This window comes from Symmachiella macrocystis, from assembly GCF_007860075.1.
Classification (GTDB): domain Bacteria; phylum Planctomycetota; class Planctomycetia; order Planctomycetales; family Planctomycetaceae; genus Symmachiella; species Symmachiella macrocystis.
Window position 1 is genome coordinate 3,584,920 of the sequence record NZ_SJPP01000001.1, and the last position, 17,980, is coordinate 3,602,899.

At 55.9% G+C, this 17,980-nt stretch carries 16 protein-coding genes; 10 read left to right on the forward strand and 6 right to left on the reverse strand.

Annotated features, from left to right (window positions below; all coding sequences use genetic code 11):
• Nucleotides 1-23: 23 nt before the first annotated feature.
• Entirely contained in the window at nt 24-848 is an 825-nt protein-coding gene (gene panB / locus CA54_RS13890; protein ID WP_146371332.1) for a 3-methyl-2-oxobutanoate hydroxymethyltransferase, read from the reverse strand.
• Between the two features lie 205 nt (nt 849-1,053).
• On the opposite strand from panB, the gene CA54_RS13895 reads away from it, so the two are divergent.
• The gene (locus tag CA54_RS13895; protein ID WP_146371333.1) at nt 1,054-1,845 is read left to right on the forward strand and encodes a hypothetical protein; all 792 of its coding nucleotides are present in this window, start codon (nt 1,054-1,056) and stop codon (nt 1,843-1,845) included.
• A 703-nt stretch (nt 1,846-2,548) separates the two neighbouring features.
• Here the strand turns inward: CA54_RS13895 and CA54_RS13900 are convergent.
• Nucleotides 2,549-2,767, reverse strand: a complete 219-nt coding sequence (locus tag CA54_RS13900; protein ID WP_146371334.1) for a hypothetical protein — start codon at nt 2,765-2,767, stop codon at nt 2,549-2,551.
• Here CA54_RS13900 and CA54_RS13905 point away from each other — a divergent pair.
• The 5 genes from CA54_RS13905 (at nt 2,766) to CA54_RS13925 (ending at nt 8,139) form a co-directional block, all read left to right on the forward strand.
• On the forward strand, nt 2,766-3,380 hold the full coding sequence (locus CA54_RS13905) for a hypothetical protein (RefSeq protein ID WP_146371335.1): 615 nt from the start codon (nt 2,766-2,768) through the stop codon (nt 3,378-3,380). The two genes, CA54_RS13900 and CA54_RS13905, sit on opposite strands and share 2 nt — an antisense overlap.
• 169 nt (nt 3,381-3,549) lie before the next feature.
• Entirely contained in the window at nt 3,550-4,602 is a 1,053-nt protein-coding gene (locus CA54_RS13910) for an NAD(P)/FAD-dependent oxidoreductase (protein ID WP_146371336.1), read from the forward strand.
• A 143-nt stretch (nt 4,603-4,745) separates the two neighbouring features.
• Nucleotides 4,746-5,933: a M24 family metallopeptidase gene (locus tag CA54_RS13915; protein WP_231963059.1), complete on the forward strand. Its 1,188-nt coding sequence runs from the start codon at nt 4,746-4,748 to the stop codon at nt 5,931-5,933.
• 69 nt (nt 5,934-6,002) lie between these two features.
• Nucleotides 6,003-7,187 carry an 8-amino-7-oxononanoate synthase gene (gene bioF, locus CA54_RS13920; protein ID WP_146371337.1) on the forward strand — a complete coding sequence of 395 codons (1,185 nt, stop codon included), beginning with the start codon at nt 6,003-6,005 and terminating at the stop codon, nt 7,185-7,187.
• Between the two features lie 55 nt (nt 7,188-7,242).
• Nucleotides 7,243-8,139, forward strand: a complete 897-nt coding sequence (locus CA54_RS13925) for an alpha/beta fold hydrolase (protein WP_146371338.1) — start codon at nt 7,243-7,245, stop codon at nt 8,137-8,139.
• Nucleotides 8,140-8,153: 14 nt separating this feature from the next.
• Here the strand turns inward: CA54_RS13925 and CA54_RS13930 are convergent, their stop codons facing one another.
• The 3 genes from CA54_RS13930 to CA54_RS13940 all read right to left on the reverse strand — a co-directional run bounded on the left by CA54_RS13930 (nt 8,154) and on the right by CA54_RS13940 (nt 10,320).
• On the reverse strand, nt 8,154-8,963 hold the full coding sequence (locus CA54_RS13930; RefSeq protein WP_146371339.1) for a class I SAM-dependent methyltransferase: 810 nt from the start codon (nt 8,961-8,963) through the stop codon (nt 8,154-8,156).
• A 32-nt stretch (nt 8,964-8,995) separates the two neighbouring features.
• Complete coding sequence (locus CA54_RS13935; protein ID WP_146371340.1) at nt 8,996-9,244, reverse strand: Trm112 family protein; 249 nt, start codon at nt 9,242-9,244, stop codon at nt 8,996-8,998.
• Nucleotides 9,245-9,306: 62 nt separating this feature from the next.
• Nucleotides 9,307-10,320, reverse strand: a complete 1,014-nt coding sequence (locus CA54_RS13940) for a sugar phosphate isomerase/epimerase family protein (protein WP_146371341.1) — start codon at nt 10,318-10,320, stop codon at nt 9,307-9,309.
• A 310-nt stretch (nt 10,321-10,630) separates the two neighbouring features.
• Between CA54_RS13940 and CA54_RS13945 the strand changes: the two genes are divergently transcribed.
• Both CA54_RS13945 and CA54_RS13950 read left to right on the forward strand, forming a co-directional pair.
• Nucleotides 10,631-12,856, forward strand: coding sequence for a multiheme c-type cytochrome (locus CA54_RS13945; protein ID WP_146371342.1), 2,226 nt, complete (start codon nt 10,631-10,633; stop codon nt 12,854-12,856).
• A 94-nt stretch (nt 12,857-12,950) separates the two neighbouring features.
• Nucleotides 12,951-14,243 (forward strand): 3-keto-disaccharide hydrolase, encoded by a 1,293-nt coding sequence (locus CA54_RS13950; RefSeq protein WP_146371343.1) that lies wholly within the window; start codon nt 12,951-12,953, stop codon nt 14,241-14,243.
• Nucleotides 14,244-14,301: 58 nt separating this feature from the next.
• Here CA54_RS13950 and CA54_RS13955 read toward each other — a convergent pair whose 3' ends face one another.
• Nucleotides 14,302-15,294, reverse strand: a complete 993-nt coding sequence (locus CA54_RS13955; protein ID WP_146371344.1) for an ABC transporter substrate-binding protein — start codon at nt 15,292-15,294, stop codon at nt 14,302-14,304.
• A gap of 348 nt (nt 15,295-15,642) precedes the next feature.
• On the opposite strand from CA54_RS13955, the gene CA54_RS13960 reads away from it, so the two are divergent.
• Nucleotides 15,643-16,044, forward strand: a complete 402-nt coding sequence (locus tag CA54_RS13960) for a hypothetical protein (protein WP_146371345.1) — start codon at nt 15,643-15,645, stop codon at nt 16,042-16,044.
• A 23-nt stretch (nt 16,045-16,067) separates the two neighbouring features.
• On the forward strand, nt 16,068-17,711 hold the full coding sequence (murJ, locus tag CA54_RS13965) for a murein biosynthesis integral membrane protein MurJ (RefSeq protein WP_197532455.1): 1,644 nt from the start codon (nt 16,068-16,070) through the stop codon (nt 17,709-17,711).
• Nucleotides 17,712-17,980: the final 269 nt, after the last annotated feature.

Here is a 17,980-nt window from a genome sequence, read left to right on the forward strand (position 1 = left end):
ACGCGTCCCTCTGCTGACCGGTATTACTCATGGAAGCTGTGCGTATCGTCAGGAAACGAATTGTCACGAGTTTCCTGAATGTAATTCCGCACCGATGAGTCGACAATGCTTCGCAGGTCCGCGTACTTTTTGAGAAATTTTGGTGCGAATCCGGGGGTTAACCCCAGCATGTCGTTGGTCACCAAAACCTGCCCATCGCAATCCGGGCCGGCGCCAATGCCGATTGTGGGAATCGTCAACGTGGCTGTGATTTCAGCGGCAATTTCCCGTGGAACGCACTCCAAAACAATCGCAAAAGCTCCCGCATCTTGCGCTGCTAAGGCATCGTTCAGCAACGGTTGTTTGTCACGCTGCACCTTGTAGCCGCCAATTGAGAGTACGGATTGTGGTTTGAGCCCGACGTGAGCCATCACCGGCACATCAGCGCCCGTCAATTTTGCGATGGTGCCCGCCTGGTTGACCCCCCCCTCGAGCTTGACTGCTGCTGCGCCTGTTTCTTTGATCAACCGTCCGGCGTTTTCCAACGCTTGTTCGGGGCTGACATGAAACGACATGAACGGCATGTCCACGATGACCAACGCCTGCTTGACCGCGCGGACAACCATCTCCGCATGGTAGATCATCTGCTCGACCGTGACCCGTAATGTGGAATTCCGGCCTTGGACCACCATGCCCAGCGTGTCGCCGACAAGAATGGCATCGATGCCAATTTCATCCAAGAGCTGTGCCCACGTGAAGTCGTACGCCGTCAACACCGTGAGCTTACGGCCCTGTTGTTTTGCCGCTGAAAATTGAGGTACGGTCCAAGGGGAAGCGGGCTGTCCGCCGTTGTCAGCATCTGTAGTCATCGGGTCGCGTCTTTTTTATCTTGGGTGATCTCAAAATCCATCCGTCGCGGCGATTCCCGGGGGATTCATGTCGCCACATGGAAAATGATTGCCGTCGGCACTCAACCCGTGTATCCTAACGAACGAGGTCTCCGAAGTCACATAGGTTCGCCATGCCCGCTTCAGCAGGCTAGCAGACCTGTTTATTATCACATCAGGAGCACAGATGATGCTGCGATCCCATAACCTAGGGCAGGCGATGCGGTACAGCGCAATCGCGGTCGGATTGGTCGCACTAGCACTGTTGGCTGCAGAGTCGGCGTTTGCTCAAGATAAGACCACAAAGCCCGATCCAGCAAATACGCTGGCTGGAAAAATAAAATCCGTCGAGAAAAAAGGCCGCACGCTGGTGTTGTCGATCGAGACGGAGAACGGGGAAACCGTCGAGCAACTGCTCACAACGCGTACGCCCTTAATGATCAAGGGAGCCGGGGATTCTGGCTTTCTACGACCCGGGGCGGTCGTCTACACGAAGGCTTACCAAAGCAAAGATAAGAAGTTGTTCGGCAAGGAATTCAAAGTCTACTTGGATGGCTCGCGGTTTCGCGGTGTCAAAAAGGGCAAGACTGCTGAGGTCCTCGAGGTGATGGGGGTGATCGCTCAGCTGGATAAAGAGCAGATGACAATCAACGTTGGACGCGGTGGTCCGGGCATCGTGCAGTTGGAGGAAGGCTATAAGGTCAATATCGAATCGGCTAACCACGCATTGATTGTTCCGGGAGCGGATGTCGTGTTGACTGGTAGGCCAACTCGTGGTCGTTTTAAGGCGACTGCTGTCGAGATCAATCTGGAGAAGCCGTTGAACGCCGAAAAGTATTTTGCGACTCAGGAGAATGGCTCCAAGCGCGGCCGCAAACGTTCACGCGGGGCATCCACCGCCTCGAAGTCGGACAAGAAATCAGAAGGGGATTCGGTCGCCAATCCGTTCGCTGAGATCGACAAAAAAGAGAAAAAGTAGCTCGACAGATCCGACTGAGCACAGGGTATGTGCACAAAGCAGCGGGCACAGGGGGGTTGGGGCGTGTGTTGCGATACAATGCAAATGGCGCAAAATGATACGCTCGATTCCGCCCGGTGTTTTATTATGGGACGATCCTTGCCGGTGCCCGTATCCACAGTCGCGTTCACCCAGGATATATGTCTTTTGAGTATGATGACTTACGTCCATTGACTCAAAACGGTGCGATTTGGCATCATTAATGCTTTATATAATCACCGCCGTGGTGGTAAGCGTTGGCCCGCACTTCCGCCATTGGTACACTGGAAAACGTTCCGCACCTTGTTGTGCGGAACGTTTTCTTTTTCTTTGTGCCTTCAAATCTTGTCCGGAAATCTCGTAGCCGGGTGAGCTATTGATTGATCCTGATCTGTGGATTCTGCGTTTTAAGAGAGGCGAATTCGCTCGCTCGCGGGTTCTTAAAACCAGTCGCTTTTGTGAATCGATCATACTCAGCTCAAAGGCCGCCGATGACCATCGAATTTCGTTGTGACTGCGGTTCTCGGTTACGAGTTTCCGACCAGCGCGCCGGTCAGGTCGTTCGATGTCCAGCCTGTGAAGAGCAGACGTTGGTTCCCAAGCTTGGCGAAGATGCTGACGCTTATTCTGTCGACGGCAGAACTCCCCTCAGTGACGATCTGGTTTCTGTACGAATGGACACGTCTCAGCGTTCCGCCGGGAAGCGATCCAAATCGACATACCGGGCGGCCCGGTCGAGTGAGCCGCCGACATCGATCGCCGCTCCCTCCGCTTGGCGGTCGGCATCGCGGGAAAAGCGACGTTCCCAGCGACCATGGCTGGCCAGTTTCCAGTTCCCCTTCCTGGACGAAAACAAATTCACGCTTTTGGGATGGGGAATCGGCTTTGCGTTCGTCGCAATCATGATGTCGATTCCGATCCCGTCGCTTGTTGCCAACATCGCTCGACTTTTCGTGCTGTTGATCGCTGCGGGATATTTTTTCCATTTTTTGAGCGAAGTCGTCCGCGTTGCCGCCGGAGGGGACAGCGAACTGCCTGAAACATCCTCCGGTGAGGACATGCTTCAAGATGCGGTCACTTGGTGTGGAGCCATTGTCTTGGGATTCTCTCCCTGGTGGGGATTTCACCTGCTCCGGTGGTGGTTTGCCTGGGATACGCCAGCGGAAGTCAGCGAAATCCTGCTGCTTCTCGGTGCGTTTTACTCACCTATGGCCTTGCTGGCCGCCACGTTATTCAATTCAGTGTTAGCCGCCAATCCGCTGTATGTATTCGGGGCGATTTTCAAATTGCCGCGGCAATATTTAACCTGTTGCTTGCTCTCAGCCAGTGTGATTGTCGTCTATTTCTTTTTGAGCGCCGTGATCATGGCCATGCTGGGGCCGGAAAGCCTGTTGATCATTTTATTCGTTCACACGATTTCGGCACTGCTGCTGGTTTATGTCTCCATCGTGGTCATGCATCAGCTCGGCACGGTGTATTACAAAAATCGCGCCAAAATCGGTTGGTTTCGCGATTGAGACCTCTGGGCCGACGCTTTTCCAATTGTCCAATCGCAGCTTTGGAAGCTGTGTTGCGGCGAAATGCTGATGCTGGTTGTCCTCGCGCCCGCTGGTGGAGTATCATTCCCCGCGCAAGGATTTTGAAAAAAATGAGCGAGTTTCAAGGACTTTTGGGGAGATACACCACGTGGCTGAACGCGTAGTCATTATCGGCTCCGGCCCCGCCGGATGGGCGGCCGCCATTTATACATCACGCGCCAATCTCGAACCGGTTGTTTACGAGGGGGCGGTGACCGAAGAGAACCGCTTGCAAGGGACGTTGCCGCTCGGGCAATTGGCCCTCACCACCGAGGTCGAGAATTACCCCGGATTTCCTGCCGGCGATCTGGGGGGCTACCTCGACAACTCGATCGACGAGTCGAAACGCAAATACATGGCCCCGCACCTCGAAGAAGGGGTCAGTGGGCCGGAGTTGATGGAACTGATGCGGCAGCAGTCCGTGAATTTCGGCACAAAAGTCGTGACGGACGACATCGTAGAAGTCGATTTTTCGGTGCATCCGTTCAAACTCAAGTCGCTGGAAGGTGCGGAGGTCGAAGCGCTCTCGGTGATTATTGCCACCGGAGCCCGCGCCAACTATCTGGGGCTCGATTCGGAAGAACGATTCAAAAACATGGGCGTCTCCGCCTGTGCGGTTTGCGACGGTGCGATTCCACGATTTCGTGACAAGCCGTTGGTGGTCGTCGGTGGCGGCGACAGCGCGATGGAAGAGGCGACGTTTTTGACGAAATTCGGCAGCAAGGTTTACATCGTGCATCGCCGCGATGAATTCCGCGCGAGCAAAATCATGGCCGATCGAGTCTTGGCCAACGAAAAAATCGACGTCAAATGGAACACCGTGGTTGATGAGGTACTTGGCAACGATAACGACGGGGTGACCGGCGTCCGGCTCCGCAGCACGACGGATGAGGAAAAAACAGAAGAGCTGGAAGCTGCAGGTTATTTCGCTGCTATTGGCCACACGCCTAATACCAACTTCTTGGCGGGCCAGTTGGAGATGAACGACAAAGGCTATCTCACCTGGACGACTCCGCAACGAACCTACACAAGCGTCGAAGGAGTCTTCGCTGCCGGGGATGTCGCGGACGATTACTACCGGCAGGCGATTACAGCTGCTGGAACCGGTTGTATGGCGGCCCTCGACGCCGAACGTTGGTTGGCGTCGAAGGGGTATGACTGATAAAAAGTGGCCGGTGGCGAGTGGCCGGTGGCCAGAGAAACAGAAGTGTCAGGTTGTTGCGAGATTGGCTTACGATGGCGCATCCTCAAGCCTGTCACCTCACGCCTCAGGCCTACAGTCGACGGCCTCCTGAATAGGAAAAAATGATGTTAACCAAAGCGGGATGTTTAGCGCGGCGGGCTCGGTTGTGGGCGAGTGTGCCGGAGAGCGTGGAATGGTTGTTGGTGGCGGATCCGCGCCACGTGTACTACCTCAGCAATTTTCTGGTGAACCCGTATAGCTTTTCCGGAGGCGAACGGGGGTTGCTGTTACTGGAACGGGGTGGAACAGCGACGCTCTGTGCCGACAATTTCACCGTGCGCTCCGCCGCAGGCGAACATTTCGTGGATCGGGTGATCGAAGAAACGTGGTATAACCACCAGCATGCGGTCATCAACCGGGACCATGCGTTGTTCAAGGCGCTGGAAGCGATTGATGGACACATTCTCGGCCGCAACGGCGCGGTCGAGGCGGAATGGTTGCCGTTAGCCGCTTGGGAAGTGCTTTCGCCTGATCGCGAACGGCATTCCGTACAAGAACGCATCGCCGATGCCGTTGGTTCAGGACGTCCAGCGATTGACCTGGGATCGGTACTGCGTCGTTTGCGGCGGCAAAAGGAACCGGACGAATTGGAACTGATGCGGGCCGCCATCCGTGCCGGCGAAGCGGGCCATGCGCGGGCGCGCGAAATTGTGCGTGCGGGGATCAGCGATTTTGACGTCTATTGCGAAATTCACGCAGCCGCCATGGAGGACGCAGGACGCCCGGTGATTCTCTATGGTGATTTTCGCGTCACCAATCCCAAGCAGTTTAAGGCGGGCGGATTGCCGACCGGAGAAATCCTTAAAGACGGCGATATGATGCTGATGGATTTTTCGGTCGTTATCGACGGCTATCGCGGCGACTTCACCAACGTGCTCAGCGTAGGGTCCCCCAGCGATGAACAAACCATGCTGATGGAGTTATGCCAAGCGGCCATGCAGAGCGGCGAAAAAGCGCTCAAGGCCGGCGCCGCTGCAAAGGATGTGCATGCGGCCACTGAGCGGCCCCTCAAAGAGTCCGGCTACGGCGACACGTTCAACCATCACGCCGGGCACGGCATCGGCTTGGCGCATCCAGAACCACCGATTTTGGTTCCGGAAAGTGAAGATATTTTAGTTGCCGGCGATGTGGTGACGTTGGAGCCAGGCCTGTATGTCGAAGGCATCGGCGGCATTCGCATCGAACACAACTACCTCATTACCGAAACCGGGTATGAGCAATTGAGCAATCACTTGATCTCGCTTGCATAACGGTACGTCCTCCAGTCACTCTTTTATTGTTCGCGCCGCGATTGTGTCGGCCGGGAATCGCGTTTTCACATGTCCAATGCGTTGCCCTGGATCAATGAAGAGTTAGACGAGATTGAGCGTCGTGGTTTGCGGCGGCGACGGCGGATGGTCGAACCTTTGCCGGGCGGCCGGTGCCGCATCGATGGCCGGGAGATGTGGAATTTCGCCGGCAACGACTATTTGAGTCTTTCGCAAGATCCCCGGGTAATCGCCGCCGCGCAACAGGCCGCTGCGGAAGCGGGGACCGGGGCCACAGCCAGTGCATTGATCTGCGGACGAACACAATGGCACGCGCGGCTGGAAGAGCAACTGGCTCAGTTCGAGGGGACCGAGTCGGCGCTACTGTTTCCGACCGGTTTTGCCGCCAATATGGGGGTGATTGTCGCCGTCGTTGGTCGCGAGGATGCAGTGTTTTCCGATCGTTTGAACCACGCCAGTTTGGTGGACGGCTGCCGATTGTCCAAGGCGGCCTTAACGATTTACGACCGCAATTATCTCAGTGCTTTGGGCGAAGCATTGTCTGCAGCATCGTCGGTCCGCCGACGGTTGATCGTCACGGATAGCATCTTCAGCATGGATGGCGATGCGGCGCCGCTGGCCGACTTGTGCGAATTGGCCGAGTCGCACGATGCGATGTTGATGATTGATGAAGCGCACGCGACGGGCGTGTTCGGGGCACAGGGGAAAGGTTTTGCAGAATTCGCGGGCGTCGAAGACCGTGTGCATTTTCGCGTAGGGACGTTGAGCAAGGCGGTGGGAGCGAGCGGCGGATTTGTCAGTGGCTCTCAATCGCTGATTGAATGGCTATGGAATCGCGCGCGGCCCCAAATCTTCTCCACAGCCTTGCCTCCGCCGGTTTGTGCGGCGTCATGTGCGGCAGTCGATATCATCCGAACGGAACCGCAGCGACGCGCGGAGTTGCTCCAACGGTGCACAGATTTCCGTGCCGCTCTGATCGCGGAAGGCTTTGCAACCATTCCCGCGGCCGTTGCCCCTATCTTTCCGATTCTGCTGGATGACCCTCAATTGGCGGTGCAGACTGCCGCTGCGCTGGAGGAGCGGGGGTTTCTCGTGGGAGCCATTCGCCCGCCCAGTGTTCCGCCCGGGACGTCTCGTCTGCGGATTACGTTGTCGTGGGCGCACGACCGGCGGGTGATTGAGGATTTCACGACCGCGTTGAGTGACGTCTTACGCGACGTGGCCCTGGGAAGTTGATAGACTCTTTCGCAGTTGTTTGCCGAGCGGGTTTTGTTGAGTTATTGATGCCGTTATGAATTCACGTGCTGGTTTTGAATCGGAATATCCGTTTGCGTCGAATTATCTCGACCTCGACGGTGCGCGCTATCATTATCTCGATGAAGGCACGGGCGAGACGTTGTTGTTCGTACACGGCAATCCGACGTGGAGCTTTGCTTGGCGGAATTTGATCAAGGACCTTTCGGCCGATTATCGCTGCGTAGCGGTCGATCATGTTGGCTGCGGGTTTTCCGACAAGCCGCAGGACTACCCTTACACGCTCGACCAACATGTGACCAATCTGACCCGTTTGATCGACACGCTCGATTTGAACAACACCACGCTGATTGCTCATGACTGGGGTGGCGCGATCGGCATGGGCGCCGCCACTCGATTGCCTGAGCGGTTTTCGCGGTTTGTGCTGATGAACACAGCAGCGTTTCGTTCAACATCGATTCCGCTGCGAATTGCCATCTGCCGTATTCCAATCTTCGGCACGCTCGCCATTCGCGGCATGAATGCGTTTGCCCGCGCGGCGATTTCGATGGCTGTGGAGAAACACGAACGAATGACGCGCGCAGTCCGCGCCGGATTTCTGGCCCCTTACGGCAATTGGGCCGACCGGATCGCCACGTTGCGGTTTGTGGAGGATATTCCGCTCAAAAAGCAGCATCCCAGCTATGGCACGTTGAAGCAGATCGAAGAAGGTTTGCAGCAGTTTCGTGAATACCCGGTGCTATTTCCCTGGGGAGAGAAAGACTGGTGCTTTACGCCGCAGTTCTTAGAGGAGTTTTTAAATTTCTTCCCCGATGCCGAAACGTTGCGGATTCCCGAAGCGGGGCATTATGTGTTTGAGGATGCCCATGAGAAGCTCATCCCGCGGATTCGTGAATTCCTCGCGGCGCATCCCCTCAAAACTGTCGGCGTTTGAATCGTGCGACCGAGTTACGATTTCGGTTTTTGTTTCTTAAACACGATGATGTGCTGCCACGGCAAAACGTCGATGGTTTTGGACCACTTCAATTGATGCTCCGGCAGGCCGATTTCTCGTTTGACCTGGGCCTCACTCATTTTATGGACCCGCTTGATCGGCACGCTGGTGTCCTCCTTGCGGTACTCGACAAACACCACGCGTCCGCCCGGTTTCATCGCTGCGGAAATCCCTTGGACCATTTCGTAGGGGAAATCGAATTCGTGGTAGACGTCGACCATGATCGCCAAGTCGACAGTGGCTTGGGGCAATTGCGGTGATTTTGTTTTACCGAGCACCGGCTTAATGTTTTTGATGCCCAGCCGATTGCATTTTGCTTTGAGGGCATCGAGCATTTTCTGTTGGACGTCGACTGCTAGAACCTTACCTTGGGGGGCGACTTTCTCAGCCATGAAGACAGAGATCACTCCACTCCCCGCGCCGATATCGGCGATCACCATGCCGGGTTTGAGTTGCAGCGCCTCAATTAATTTTGAGGTGGCTTCTTCTTCCTCGCGTTCGTCCCGTTCCAACCAGGGCATCCCGGCAAAGCCCATGACGTGAGCGATTTCACGATCCATGTAGAACTTGCCGATGCCGTTGGGATCGTGGTCCTTGCGAAACGAGTAACGCTCCCCCGGTTTTGTCGCATCCTTATTAGCAGCCGGTTCGTCGCCGCAGGCGACTCGCAAGTCGCTGGCCAAGCCCACGGTCACGAGGACCGCCAACAGCGCCCAGGATGAGAATTGGTGGCGGCAACCTGAGTTCGAATGCGGAAGTCTCATCGCGGCTTTCCTTTGTTCTGGACGCCGAGGGATTACGTGGCTTCGAGCGGTTTCCCGGTTTGTGGATCGCGCTGATGCCGCGCCATCACGGCCGACCAGTCTTCAGTCGACAACTCGACCGCTTCGTCGACCAGCATAATGGGGATATCGTCTTTCACTTCGTAACGCAGCCGCGACTGCGGATCCGCGCTCACCAATAAGGACCCGTCAAGCACGAGGTCTGCCTTGGTCTTGGGGCAAACCAATTTAATTTTTTCGAGCGTATCTTGCGTAAATGCCATGAATTTCCGGCGACGCTATTTTAGCGCGCCGTCCTTCGTAGGGAGTGGGGTGTTAAAACTTCTCAAAATCCACGGGCAGTGCGGATGTGTTCGAAGCCGCGTAATTCATAATCGATGCCGACATAATCCAATACCGAACAAAGTCCGCGGCAAGCGACGCCCAAACCGTCTGGTCCGCTGAATCCGCCGAATTGTCCGCCCCCTTTGAGGTGCGGTTCTAATTCCAAAAAGACGCCGGGGACTCCCAGCTTCTTCATTTTTTTGTCGAGCTTGGTGACATGCTCGCGGAAATCTCGCAAGATCGCTTCGTGACCGGTGTCCCCCACATTGGCCGGCACAAAGTTTTTCAAGCGTTCTTCATCGACAACGCCGGTCCAGGACAACGTCGGGTCGACGGCGTAGTCTTTGATGTGCATCCAGCCGATGTGCTTACGCATGGCCTGGTATTCATCAAAACATTCGACCGGTGTGAGATTCTGGCAGGCGAGGTTGCCTCCGTCGAAAATGCAGACCATGTGCGGGCTGTTGACTTTCCGCGACAACTCGGCCAGCAGCCGCCCGTTCTGTCCGATCAGATTGGCTTCAACTTCTAACCCGAAGATCACGCCGCCCGCGGCACAGGCTTCGACGATTTGCGCGAGTTGATCGACCGCTTGATCAACGTGCTCAGCGGGATCGGTCCCGGCGGGATGATAAAACGAGAATCCGCGGATCAATTTGGTGTCCAATTGATTGGCGCGGTCGATTGCCGTTTTCACGTCAGAGGCCAGATATTTTTTGAAGGGGACGAACTTATTGTGCGATCCATCGTCGACATCCAGCAGTTTGACCTTGCCGATCGGCGAACCGATGCTCGTCACGTGCATGCCGTAATCGGCGTGCAGTTTGTTGAGTTTTTTGATTTCCTGTTTGGTCAGCGCCATCACATTTTTGACTTCGCCGGAAACATCGACGAAACGAGGGCTGTAGTATTCCAGCCCCAAGGCGGACAACGTGGCCATTTGTTCAATGGCCTTTTTGGACACGGCACCTTCGTCGGCGAAGGCGCTCAGGATGACTTTGGGATTTTGCGACATCGTCGGGAGCAATCTATCCGTATCGGGGAATTCGTGGAGTCTGAGATCAACGCAGAAACAGCATCTGTTTCCCGGATTGTAAAGGATGAGCGCCCTAGGTAAAGCATGCGGCAAAAATGTCCGCCCCAGCAGGCCCTCAGCGGTAATTCTCGCTCTTCACACTCTGGGACGCTTGGGTTGTTGTTCCCGCCAGGATGCTCCACAATCATGAATGGGCGCATGGACGGTTTTTTAGCCTCCTCCTCAGATAGTCGCAGTCGCTAACCGCACCGAACAACATTGATTCACCCAAATCGGAAAATAGACCGGAATGAAGAAACGGATTTGGATAGGACTGATTCTCGCCGTCGCCATCTTGGCGATCATCGCGTGGCCGGCGCTGGATTGGTATGTCACCTTGCCGGAGGGCCGCACCGCGACTTTTGTGGGCCGGCAGTCCTGTATCGAATGCCATTCCTCGGAGTACAAAAAATGGCAAGGCTCGGATCACGATTTGGCCATGGACTTGGCGACGCCGGAATTCGTCTTGGGCGACTTCAATGACACGCAACTGGAACATCACGGCATCGTTTCCAAAATGCAGCGTCGCGGCGACGATTATTTCGTCGAAACCCAAGGCCCCGACGGCGAGACAGCGGAGTTTCAAGTCAAATATGTTTTTGGCTACCATCCGCTCCAACAATACCTAACCGAGTTGGAGCGGGGCCAAGTCCAGGTTTTGCCGGTCACGTGGGACACGGAGGAGAAACGCTGGTATTACGCCAATCCCGATGCCCCCTTCGGACCGGACGATCCGTTGCACTGGACCGGGTCCGCGCAAAACTGGAACCACATGTGCGCCGACTGTCATTCGACCAATTTCGCCAAAAATTACGACGTCAAAACCGATACGCATAACTATTCGTTTCATGAAATGGACGTCAGTTGCGAAGCGTGTCATGGACCGGGGAGCATTCATGAGGAGTTGGCGAATTCGAGTTCCCTGTTCTGGGACCGCCATTACGGATACGGATTGGCTAAGCTCAAAGGTCCCAATGCACGCGCGCAGCTAGAGACCTGCGCTCCCTGCCATTCGCACCGACAACACATTCATCCTGGTTTCCAACCGGGAGAGAAGTTTCTCGACCATTTCAATTTATCATTGCTCGAAGATCATCTGTATCACGCCGACGGACAAATTGACGAAGAGGTCTACGTCTACGGTTCGTTTCTGCAAAGCCTGATGTATCGCAAAGGAGTCCGCTGCACCGATTGCCACGACCCGCACTCGACAAAATTAAAATTCGAGGGGAACAAGCTCTGCACGCAATGCCATTTGCCGGCGAAATACGACGGCCCGAACCACCATCATCACAAGATCGGCACCGACGGTGCTTCTTGCGTGGAATGCCACATGCCGTCGAAAAAGTACATGGTCGTCGATCCCCGCCGCGATCACAGTTTACGCGTGCCGCGTCCCGACTTGACCGTGAAGATCGGCACGCCGAATGCCTGTAATGGCTGTCACACAAAACCAGAAGAATCCCCGCAGTGGGCGGCGGATAAAATTGTTGAATGGTACGGCCCGAAGCGGCGGCAGGATCCGCATTATGGTGAAATCATCGATGCCGGGCGAAAGAGTGCGCCGTCGGCGGTCCCCAAATTGGCCAAACTGGCTCGCAATCGGAACGAAGGGGCTATTGTGCGGGCGACGGCGGTGTCGCTGTTAGCGACCCGTTTTAATACCGCCGCAAGCCGCACCGCGGTTTACAAGGCGCTTGAGGATGGCGACCCCTTGGTCCGGACCGCGGCGCTGCGATTGTTTGAAGGCTGGCAACCACGGACTCGCGAAGAGGCGGACGAGCAAAAACGCCGTTTGGCGCCGCTCCTGAAGGATGCGTCCCGGTTGGTTCGGGTTACAGCGGCGCGACTACTGTCTGGATTGCCGCCGGGGGTGTTGAATTCTACTGAAAGCCAAGATCTCGCAGCTGCATTGGCTGAATACCAAGCCGGACTCAACGCGCATACAGATCAATCGGGAGTCCACCTGAGCTTGGGGCTGTTGTATGCCAACCAAGGCAAACCGCAGCAATCGGCCGAGGAATACCGCACCGCGATTCGCTTAGAACCGAGCGTTGCCGGGCCGCGTTCGAATTTGGCGGGGCTGCTCGAACAACAAGGGGAGACGGATGAAGTCCGCAAGCTCCGCGAAGAAGAAGCGGAGATCCTCGCCCGCGATGCGCGGCTGCTGCCAAACAATGCGACGATCCATTATCGTTTGGGATTGGTAAACTATTTGCTCGGGCGAGAGGAGCAGGCGACAACTGCGCTGGAGCGGGCCTACGTGCTTGACCCGACGAGTCCCGATTTTTTGATGATGCTCACCCTGCTCTATGAAAAGCAAGAACAATGGGACAAAGCGGTCGATGCCGCCGACCGGTTGATGCGATTACAACCGGGCAATCGGATGTTCTTGGACATGAAAACGCGGATCGAGCAAGGCGCAGCCCAGCGCCGCCGCCCGAGGATTGGTCCACCGGAAAAAGCGGGCAACTGAACTGAGTTTCACGCTTCCCCTCCGGGGGACTTTTGTGCAGGATAATGCTCGGGTGTTGTGGAATCTGTATCGATCAAATTTGAGGGAGCTTGTGATGCGCTATTGCTGTTGGGTATTGAGTCTTCTGCTTTTGACCGCGACCGGCTGTTCCCAGGAGGAACCGTTGCCCGCCGCCGTCGCCGATTCTCCAGTGGAGGAATCCGAAAAAGTGGCAGTGCCCTCCCAACCCGAGCAGGAAGCGGCGGTCGCCACACAGCACCGACCGTTGTCTCGCGCGGAGATTTCCGAGGGATGGATTCAACTGTTTGATGGCGAATCGCTGTATGGTTGGAAGGCGACCAACGACGTCAACTGGAGCGTTGAGAATGGCGAGATTGTCGCCACGTCGGGCGAACCAGGTTGGTTGAACACGACCACGCAATTCGCCGACTACGAGCTCCGCTGCGAATGTTGGGTCGAAAAGGGAGGCAACAGTGGCTTGTTTTTGCGCGCACCGCTCGAACCCCAGGACCCGGCAGTCGATTGCTATGAATTCAATCTGTGCGACACGCATGAGGCATTTGCCACGGCTAGTTTGGTGACACGGCAACAGCCAGCGCAACTGGTTGCCAACGATGGTGAGTGGGTGGCGTATCACATCACTGTGGGGGGAAATCAAATCATCGCAAAGGTCGACGGCAAAACGGTTCTCGATTTCACCGACGAGAGTCCTGATCGGCCGGTCACCGGATACATCGGGCTGCAATTTCGCAAAGGGATGGTCAAATTTCGCAATATCGCTTTAAAGCCGTTGGGAACGTTGCCAATTTTCAACGGCACGGATCTCACCGGTTGGCGCGTTGTCGAAGGGGGGAAAAGCACGTTTGAGGTCCAGGAGGGAGCCATTCACGTTTCCGATGGTCGGGGCTATCTGGAAAGTGAATCAACATGGGACGACTTTGTGTTGCAGGCGGAAATTATTTCCAACGGCGAACACCTCAACTCCGGCATCTTCTTCCGGGCGCTGCCCGCTCCCTCAGCCGATCAGATGAACGGTTATGAAGCGCAGGTCCGCAACGAGTGGAAAGGGGATGATCGCAATCAACCGGTCGATTTTGGCACCGGCGGCATCTATCGTCGTGTTCCCACGCGGCGGGTGGTCAGTACCGATCACGAGTGGTTCACGATGACGGTGATCGCGCAGGCCGCTCACGTGGCGGTGTGGGTCGATGGTTTTCCCGTGACCGATTGGACGGACGAGCGCGCTCCGGCCGAAAATCCTCGCGAAGGATTGCGCACCGCAGCCGGACACTTCAGCATCCAAGGACACGACCCGACCACTGACTTGTCCTTCCGAAAGCTCCGCGTCGCCAAATTGCCCCCGCCGCGAATCAAAGAAATGCCGTAGGGGATTTCGACCGGCACGATTGGACATCGTGTGAACGGGGCAGCGGATCCCTCTCGGCTCAGTACTGTTCCGGTTTGAGCAACCGTTGCATCTCTTCGGTGTTCATGTTTTTCGGCGTGGCGACGTATTCGCCGGTGACAATTCGTTTTTCCACATCTTCGCCCTGGAGATGTTTCATCATCGACATCACTGCTTCGTAACCCATCTTGACCGGGTCCTGCAGCACGATGCCGTGGACCTGATCGTTGGACAGTCCGTCAATCAACGGTTCGTTGGGGTCGAAACCGACAAATTTGACTTTGCCGGTCAGCCCCAATTGTTCAATCGCTTTGCGAACTCCTTCGCCGTTGGGTTCGCAGACAGCGAAGATTCCGTTGACCTGTCCTTCGTATCTCTGCAGGATCTGCGTGGCATTGGCAAAGGCTTCTTCCGGAGTGACTCCGGCGTATTGGTCCGAGGAAATCACATTGACTTCGGGATAAGCCTCTTTGAGTTTCGCCAGAAACCCTTCTTCGCGTTGTTCGGTAGATTCGCTGCCGGTCTTATACCGCAGCAGGATGACGTTCCCCTTGCCGCCGATACTTTCGGCCAAGGTCTGGGCCGCTAATTCTCCGCCGTGCCAATTGTCGGTCGCCACGTAGGAGACCGTATTCGATTCATCATCCAAGCCGCTGTCGAAAATGACGACGGGAATTCCCGCTTCTTTAGCGACGTTGACGTGCTCGATGAGCGCTTGTGAATCGAGTGGCGCCAGGCAAATGCCGTCTACGTTTTTGACGATGAAATCCTGAACCACATCGACCTGACCTTTCGTGTCGGACTCCAGCAACGGGCCTTTCCAGAGCACCTCGACATTTCCCAATTCGTCAGCGGCGTTCTGGGCGCCGGCATGGACAGATTTCCAAAACACGTGCGACGTTCCTTTGGGGATCACGGCGATCGTATATTGTTTCTCGCCGGATCCGGTGTTTGTCTCGGGTGATGAGGTGTCGTCACCGCCGCAGCCGACGGCTAGGGCCAAAATACCAACGAGGAAAATGCGGGGCGTCATGGGGGCTCCAACAAAAATCTCAATGAGGAATGATTCGACGTGTAGGGAAATCTATTAGCTGGTTGCATCGTACCAGCCTCGTGATGCGGCACCAAGTCAGCCGTGAATTCCGCAGCGGCCGGATGCTGTATTTGCTTGTTGAATACTTGAATTGCAGGTGTATCGAGCATTTATTGTTTCATTCTTAATTGCTGGAGTGCGACCGGTTTTGTTGGATGAAGACCCTGCTAATTTTTGGCGAATTTATCTGAGAACTTATCTTGCTGCGGATTTGGTGTTGAGATAGAATCGAGAGATTCGTTCGCTGTTATTTCTCCACTTTGCACCGAGAGTGCAAAGGAGTCGGTCGTGGCTTGTTTAAGCGTATACCAGGAAGGGCTTCGCGAAGCCGAGCGCCATAAGTGGATCGAAAGCGAAAAGCAGGGGTGGGACGTCGGATCTGTCGCCCTCGGGCAATGGTACGATCGCTATTGGCCCCACTATTGCCGCGGCAAATGTTTAGAGCATTTGACGGGCAGGCAACACTGGACGGAGTTCGGTGACAACGACTTCGGTCTGATTCCCCGACTGCTGGTCGAAAACGACCTACTGCTGGATCGCATCCTCGATCGCGTGCTACGCGGTTACGAAAACCTGGATGTGATTTGCTGGTCCTTGGAATGGGGTCTACCGATCGATCCCGTTATGAGCATTCTGCACCAGTTGAATATCAACCGGGCACGGCTCGAACCGACTCCCGCCCGCATCTGAGGCATAGCGACCGGTTGACCTCTGTGCAGAATCCCTCCGAAACTGCGGCTGAATCCGGTATCGTCGGTGGCGAGGCGGATGCTCCCGCTCAACACCGGCAACGGCTGTTTTCCGGACTGCGAATCGTTAGCCTTTGCACGCTGCTCAGTCGGGTTTTAGGTCTGATCCGCGACATGGGCATGGCCGCTTTGTTTGGTCTCTCTCCCATCGCCGATCACTTTGTCGTTGCCTTCAGCATTCCCAATCTCGCCCGGCGTCTGTTTGGCGAGGGAGCCCTCTCCGCGTCGTTTCTGCCGGTGCTCACGCGGGAACTGCAAAAACCGGATCGCGAAAACGTCTGGAGGCTCGTCAGCGCCGTCTTCGCGCTGTTGACTGTTACTTTGACAGCCTTGGTGCTTGTCGGTGAACTCGGTATTTGGGGACTGCTGAAATGGGGTAGCCGCGATACGGACATCCATATCCTCCTGGGCCTCACCGCGGCCATGTTGCCTTATCTGATTTTGATCTGCCTGGCTGCGCAGGTGAGTGCGGTTCTGCATGTGTTGGGGCATTTTACGTTACCTGCTTTGGTGCCGGTGATGTTAAATCTGTTTTGGATCGCTACGCTGTGGTTGGTCGCCCCATTATTCGCTCCCGATGCGCTCAGTCAGGCCTATGCGATCGCTGCTGCCATTATCGTCGCCGGAGGCGTGCAAGTCGCCATGCAGTGGCCGCTGCTCAAAAAATACGGCTATCACTTTCGCACGGACTGGAGCTCAGCCATGCCCCGCGTTCGAGAAATCGCGTGGGCCACATTACCGGTCATGCTGGGCATGTCGACCACGCTGATCAATACCCTCGCGGACCGATTGATCGCCTGGGGCTTTGCCCGGTTTTTAGAGAACCCGCCACTCCAAGAGGGGGCAGCGGCGGCGCTCTATTATGCCCAGCGGCTCTACCAATTCCCGCTCGGCGTGTTTGGTGTCGCACTGGGAACGGTGTTGTTCCCCCTGCTTGCGCGGCATGCGGCACAACAACGCTATGACCTCTTGCGGAACGATTTGACATTGGGACTGCGGTTGGTGGTCGCCATCGGATTTCCTGCCAGTGTGGGGTTGGTACTGATGGCACGACCGCTGGCGACAACCTTGTTTGAATACGGCGAATTTGACGCCGGTGACTCGGCGCGCACGGCTGGGTTGATTGCCGGATATGGCTGCGGCGTTTGGGCCTATTGCGGACAGCTCATATTATACCGGGCCTATTACGCGCTCGATGACCGCACGACACCCCTCCGAGTGGGGCTAGCCAGTGTAGCTGTGAATCTGGCGCTCAATCTGACATTGATCTGGCCGCTGGGCGGAGAAGGATTGGCGTACGCGACAACGATTTCCGCTACGCTACAAGTGCTTGTGCTGACGTGGATGATCCAATCCCGCGCCGGACAGATCGACGCTGGCCGCCTATGGAGGACGGTCTACAAAGCCGGCATAGCGACCGCCGTGATGTCAGCGGCTTGCTTCGTCGCCATGTGGATGTGCGGCGATGCCCAAGGAATTCCATCCCGCGTGCTGAGCGTGGTGATTCCCGTCGCGGTGTCGGTAATCACCTATTACGCCGCCGCGACGCTGTTGGGCATGAACGAACTAAAGATGCTCCTCCGCCGCAAGGTCGACGAGGAGCATTAGCTGGTGTAGGTCATACTACGTACGACGTTGATTGGGGGCATGTGATATCTGCGCGTTTTGACTCGCCATTTTCGAGAGTTTTTTACAGCGACGGTTGGCAGATGTTTCTGAGGATCAGCGATTTTGAACTCACCGATTTTGGCTGATCCACTGTGCGTTTAGAGGGAGGGAAATGCCACTGTAACTCGGCGTACTATTCACAGTTGTCGCTATCCTTCGAAGCGAGGTTAATGTCTTTGGCCATTTGCTCGTTCGTTTGCGGCATTGAA

What these genes read in the sequence shown, in the direction of transcription:
- panB (WP_146371332.1), bottom strand. Translation starts at nt 848, where the DNA reads ATGACTACAGATGCTGACAACGGCGGACAGCCCGCTTCCCCTTGGACC.
- CA54_RS13895 (WP_146371333.1), top strand. Translation starts at nt 1,054, where the DNA reads ATGATGCTGCGATCCCATAACCTAGGGCAGGCGATGCGGTACAGCGCA.
- CA54_RS13905 (WP_146371335.1), top strand. Translation starts at nt 2,766, where the DNA reads ATGATGTCGATTCCGATCCCGTCGCTTGTTGCCAACATCGCTCGACTT.
- CA54_RS13900 (WP_146371334.1), bottom strand. Translation starts at nt 2,767, where the DNA reads ATGATTGCGACGAACGCAAAGCCGATTCCCCATCCCAAAAGCGTGAAT.
- CA54_RS13915 (WP_231963059.1), top strand. Translation starts at nt 4,746, where the DNA reads ATGATGTTAACCAAAGCGGGATGTTTAGCGCGGCGGGCTCGGTTGTGG.
- bioF (WP_146371337.1), top strand. Translation starts at nt 6,003, where the DNA reads ATGTCCAATGCGTTGCCCTGGATCAATGAAGAGTTAGACGAGATTGAG.
- CA54_RS13925 (WP_146371338.1), top strand. Translation starts at nt 7,243, where the DNA reads ATGAATTCACGTGCTGGTTTTGAATCGGAATATCCGTTTGCGTCGAAT.
- CA54_RS13930 (WP_146371339.1), bottom strand. Translation starts at nt 8,963, where the DNA reads ATGAGACTTCCGCATTCGAACTCAGGTTGCCGCCACCAATTCTCATCC.
- CA54_RS13935 (WP_146371340.1), bottom strand. Translation starts at nt 9,244, where the DNA reads ATGGCATTTACGCAAGATACGCTCGAAAAAATTAAATTGGTTTGCCCC.
- CA54_RS13940 (WP_146371341.1), bottom strand. Translation starts at nt 10,320, where the DNA reads ATGTCGCAAAATCCCAAAGTCATCCTGAGCGCCTTCGCCGACGAAGGT.
- CA54_RS13945 (WP_146371342.1), top strand. Translation starts at nt 10,631, where the DNA reads ATGAAGAAACGGATTTGGATAGGACTGATTCTCGCCGTCGCCATCTTG.
- CA54_RS13950 (WP_146371343.1), top strand. Translation starts at nt 12,951, where the DNA reads ATGCGCTATTGCTGTTGGGTATTGAGTCTTCTGCTTTTGACCGCGACC.
- CA54_RS13955 (WP_146371344.1), bottom strand. Translation starts at nt 15,294, where the DNA reads ATGACGCCCCGCATTTTCCTCGTTGGTATTTTGGCCCTAGCCGTCGGC.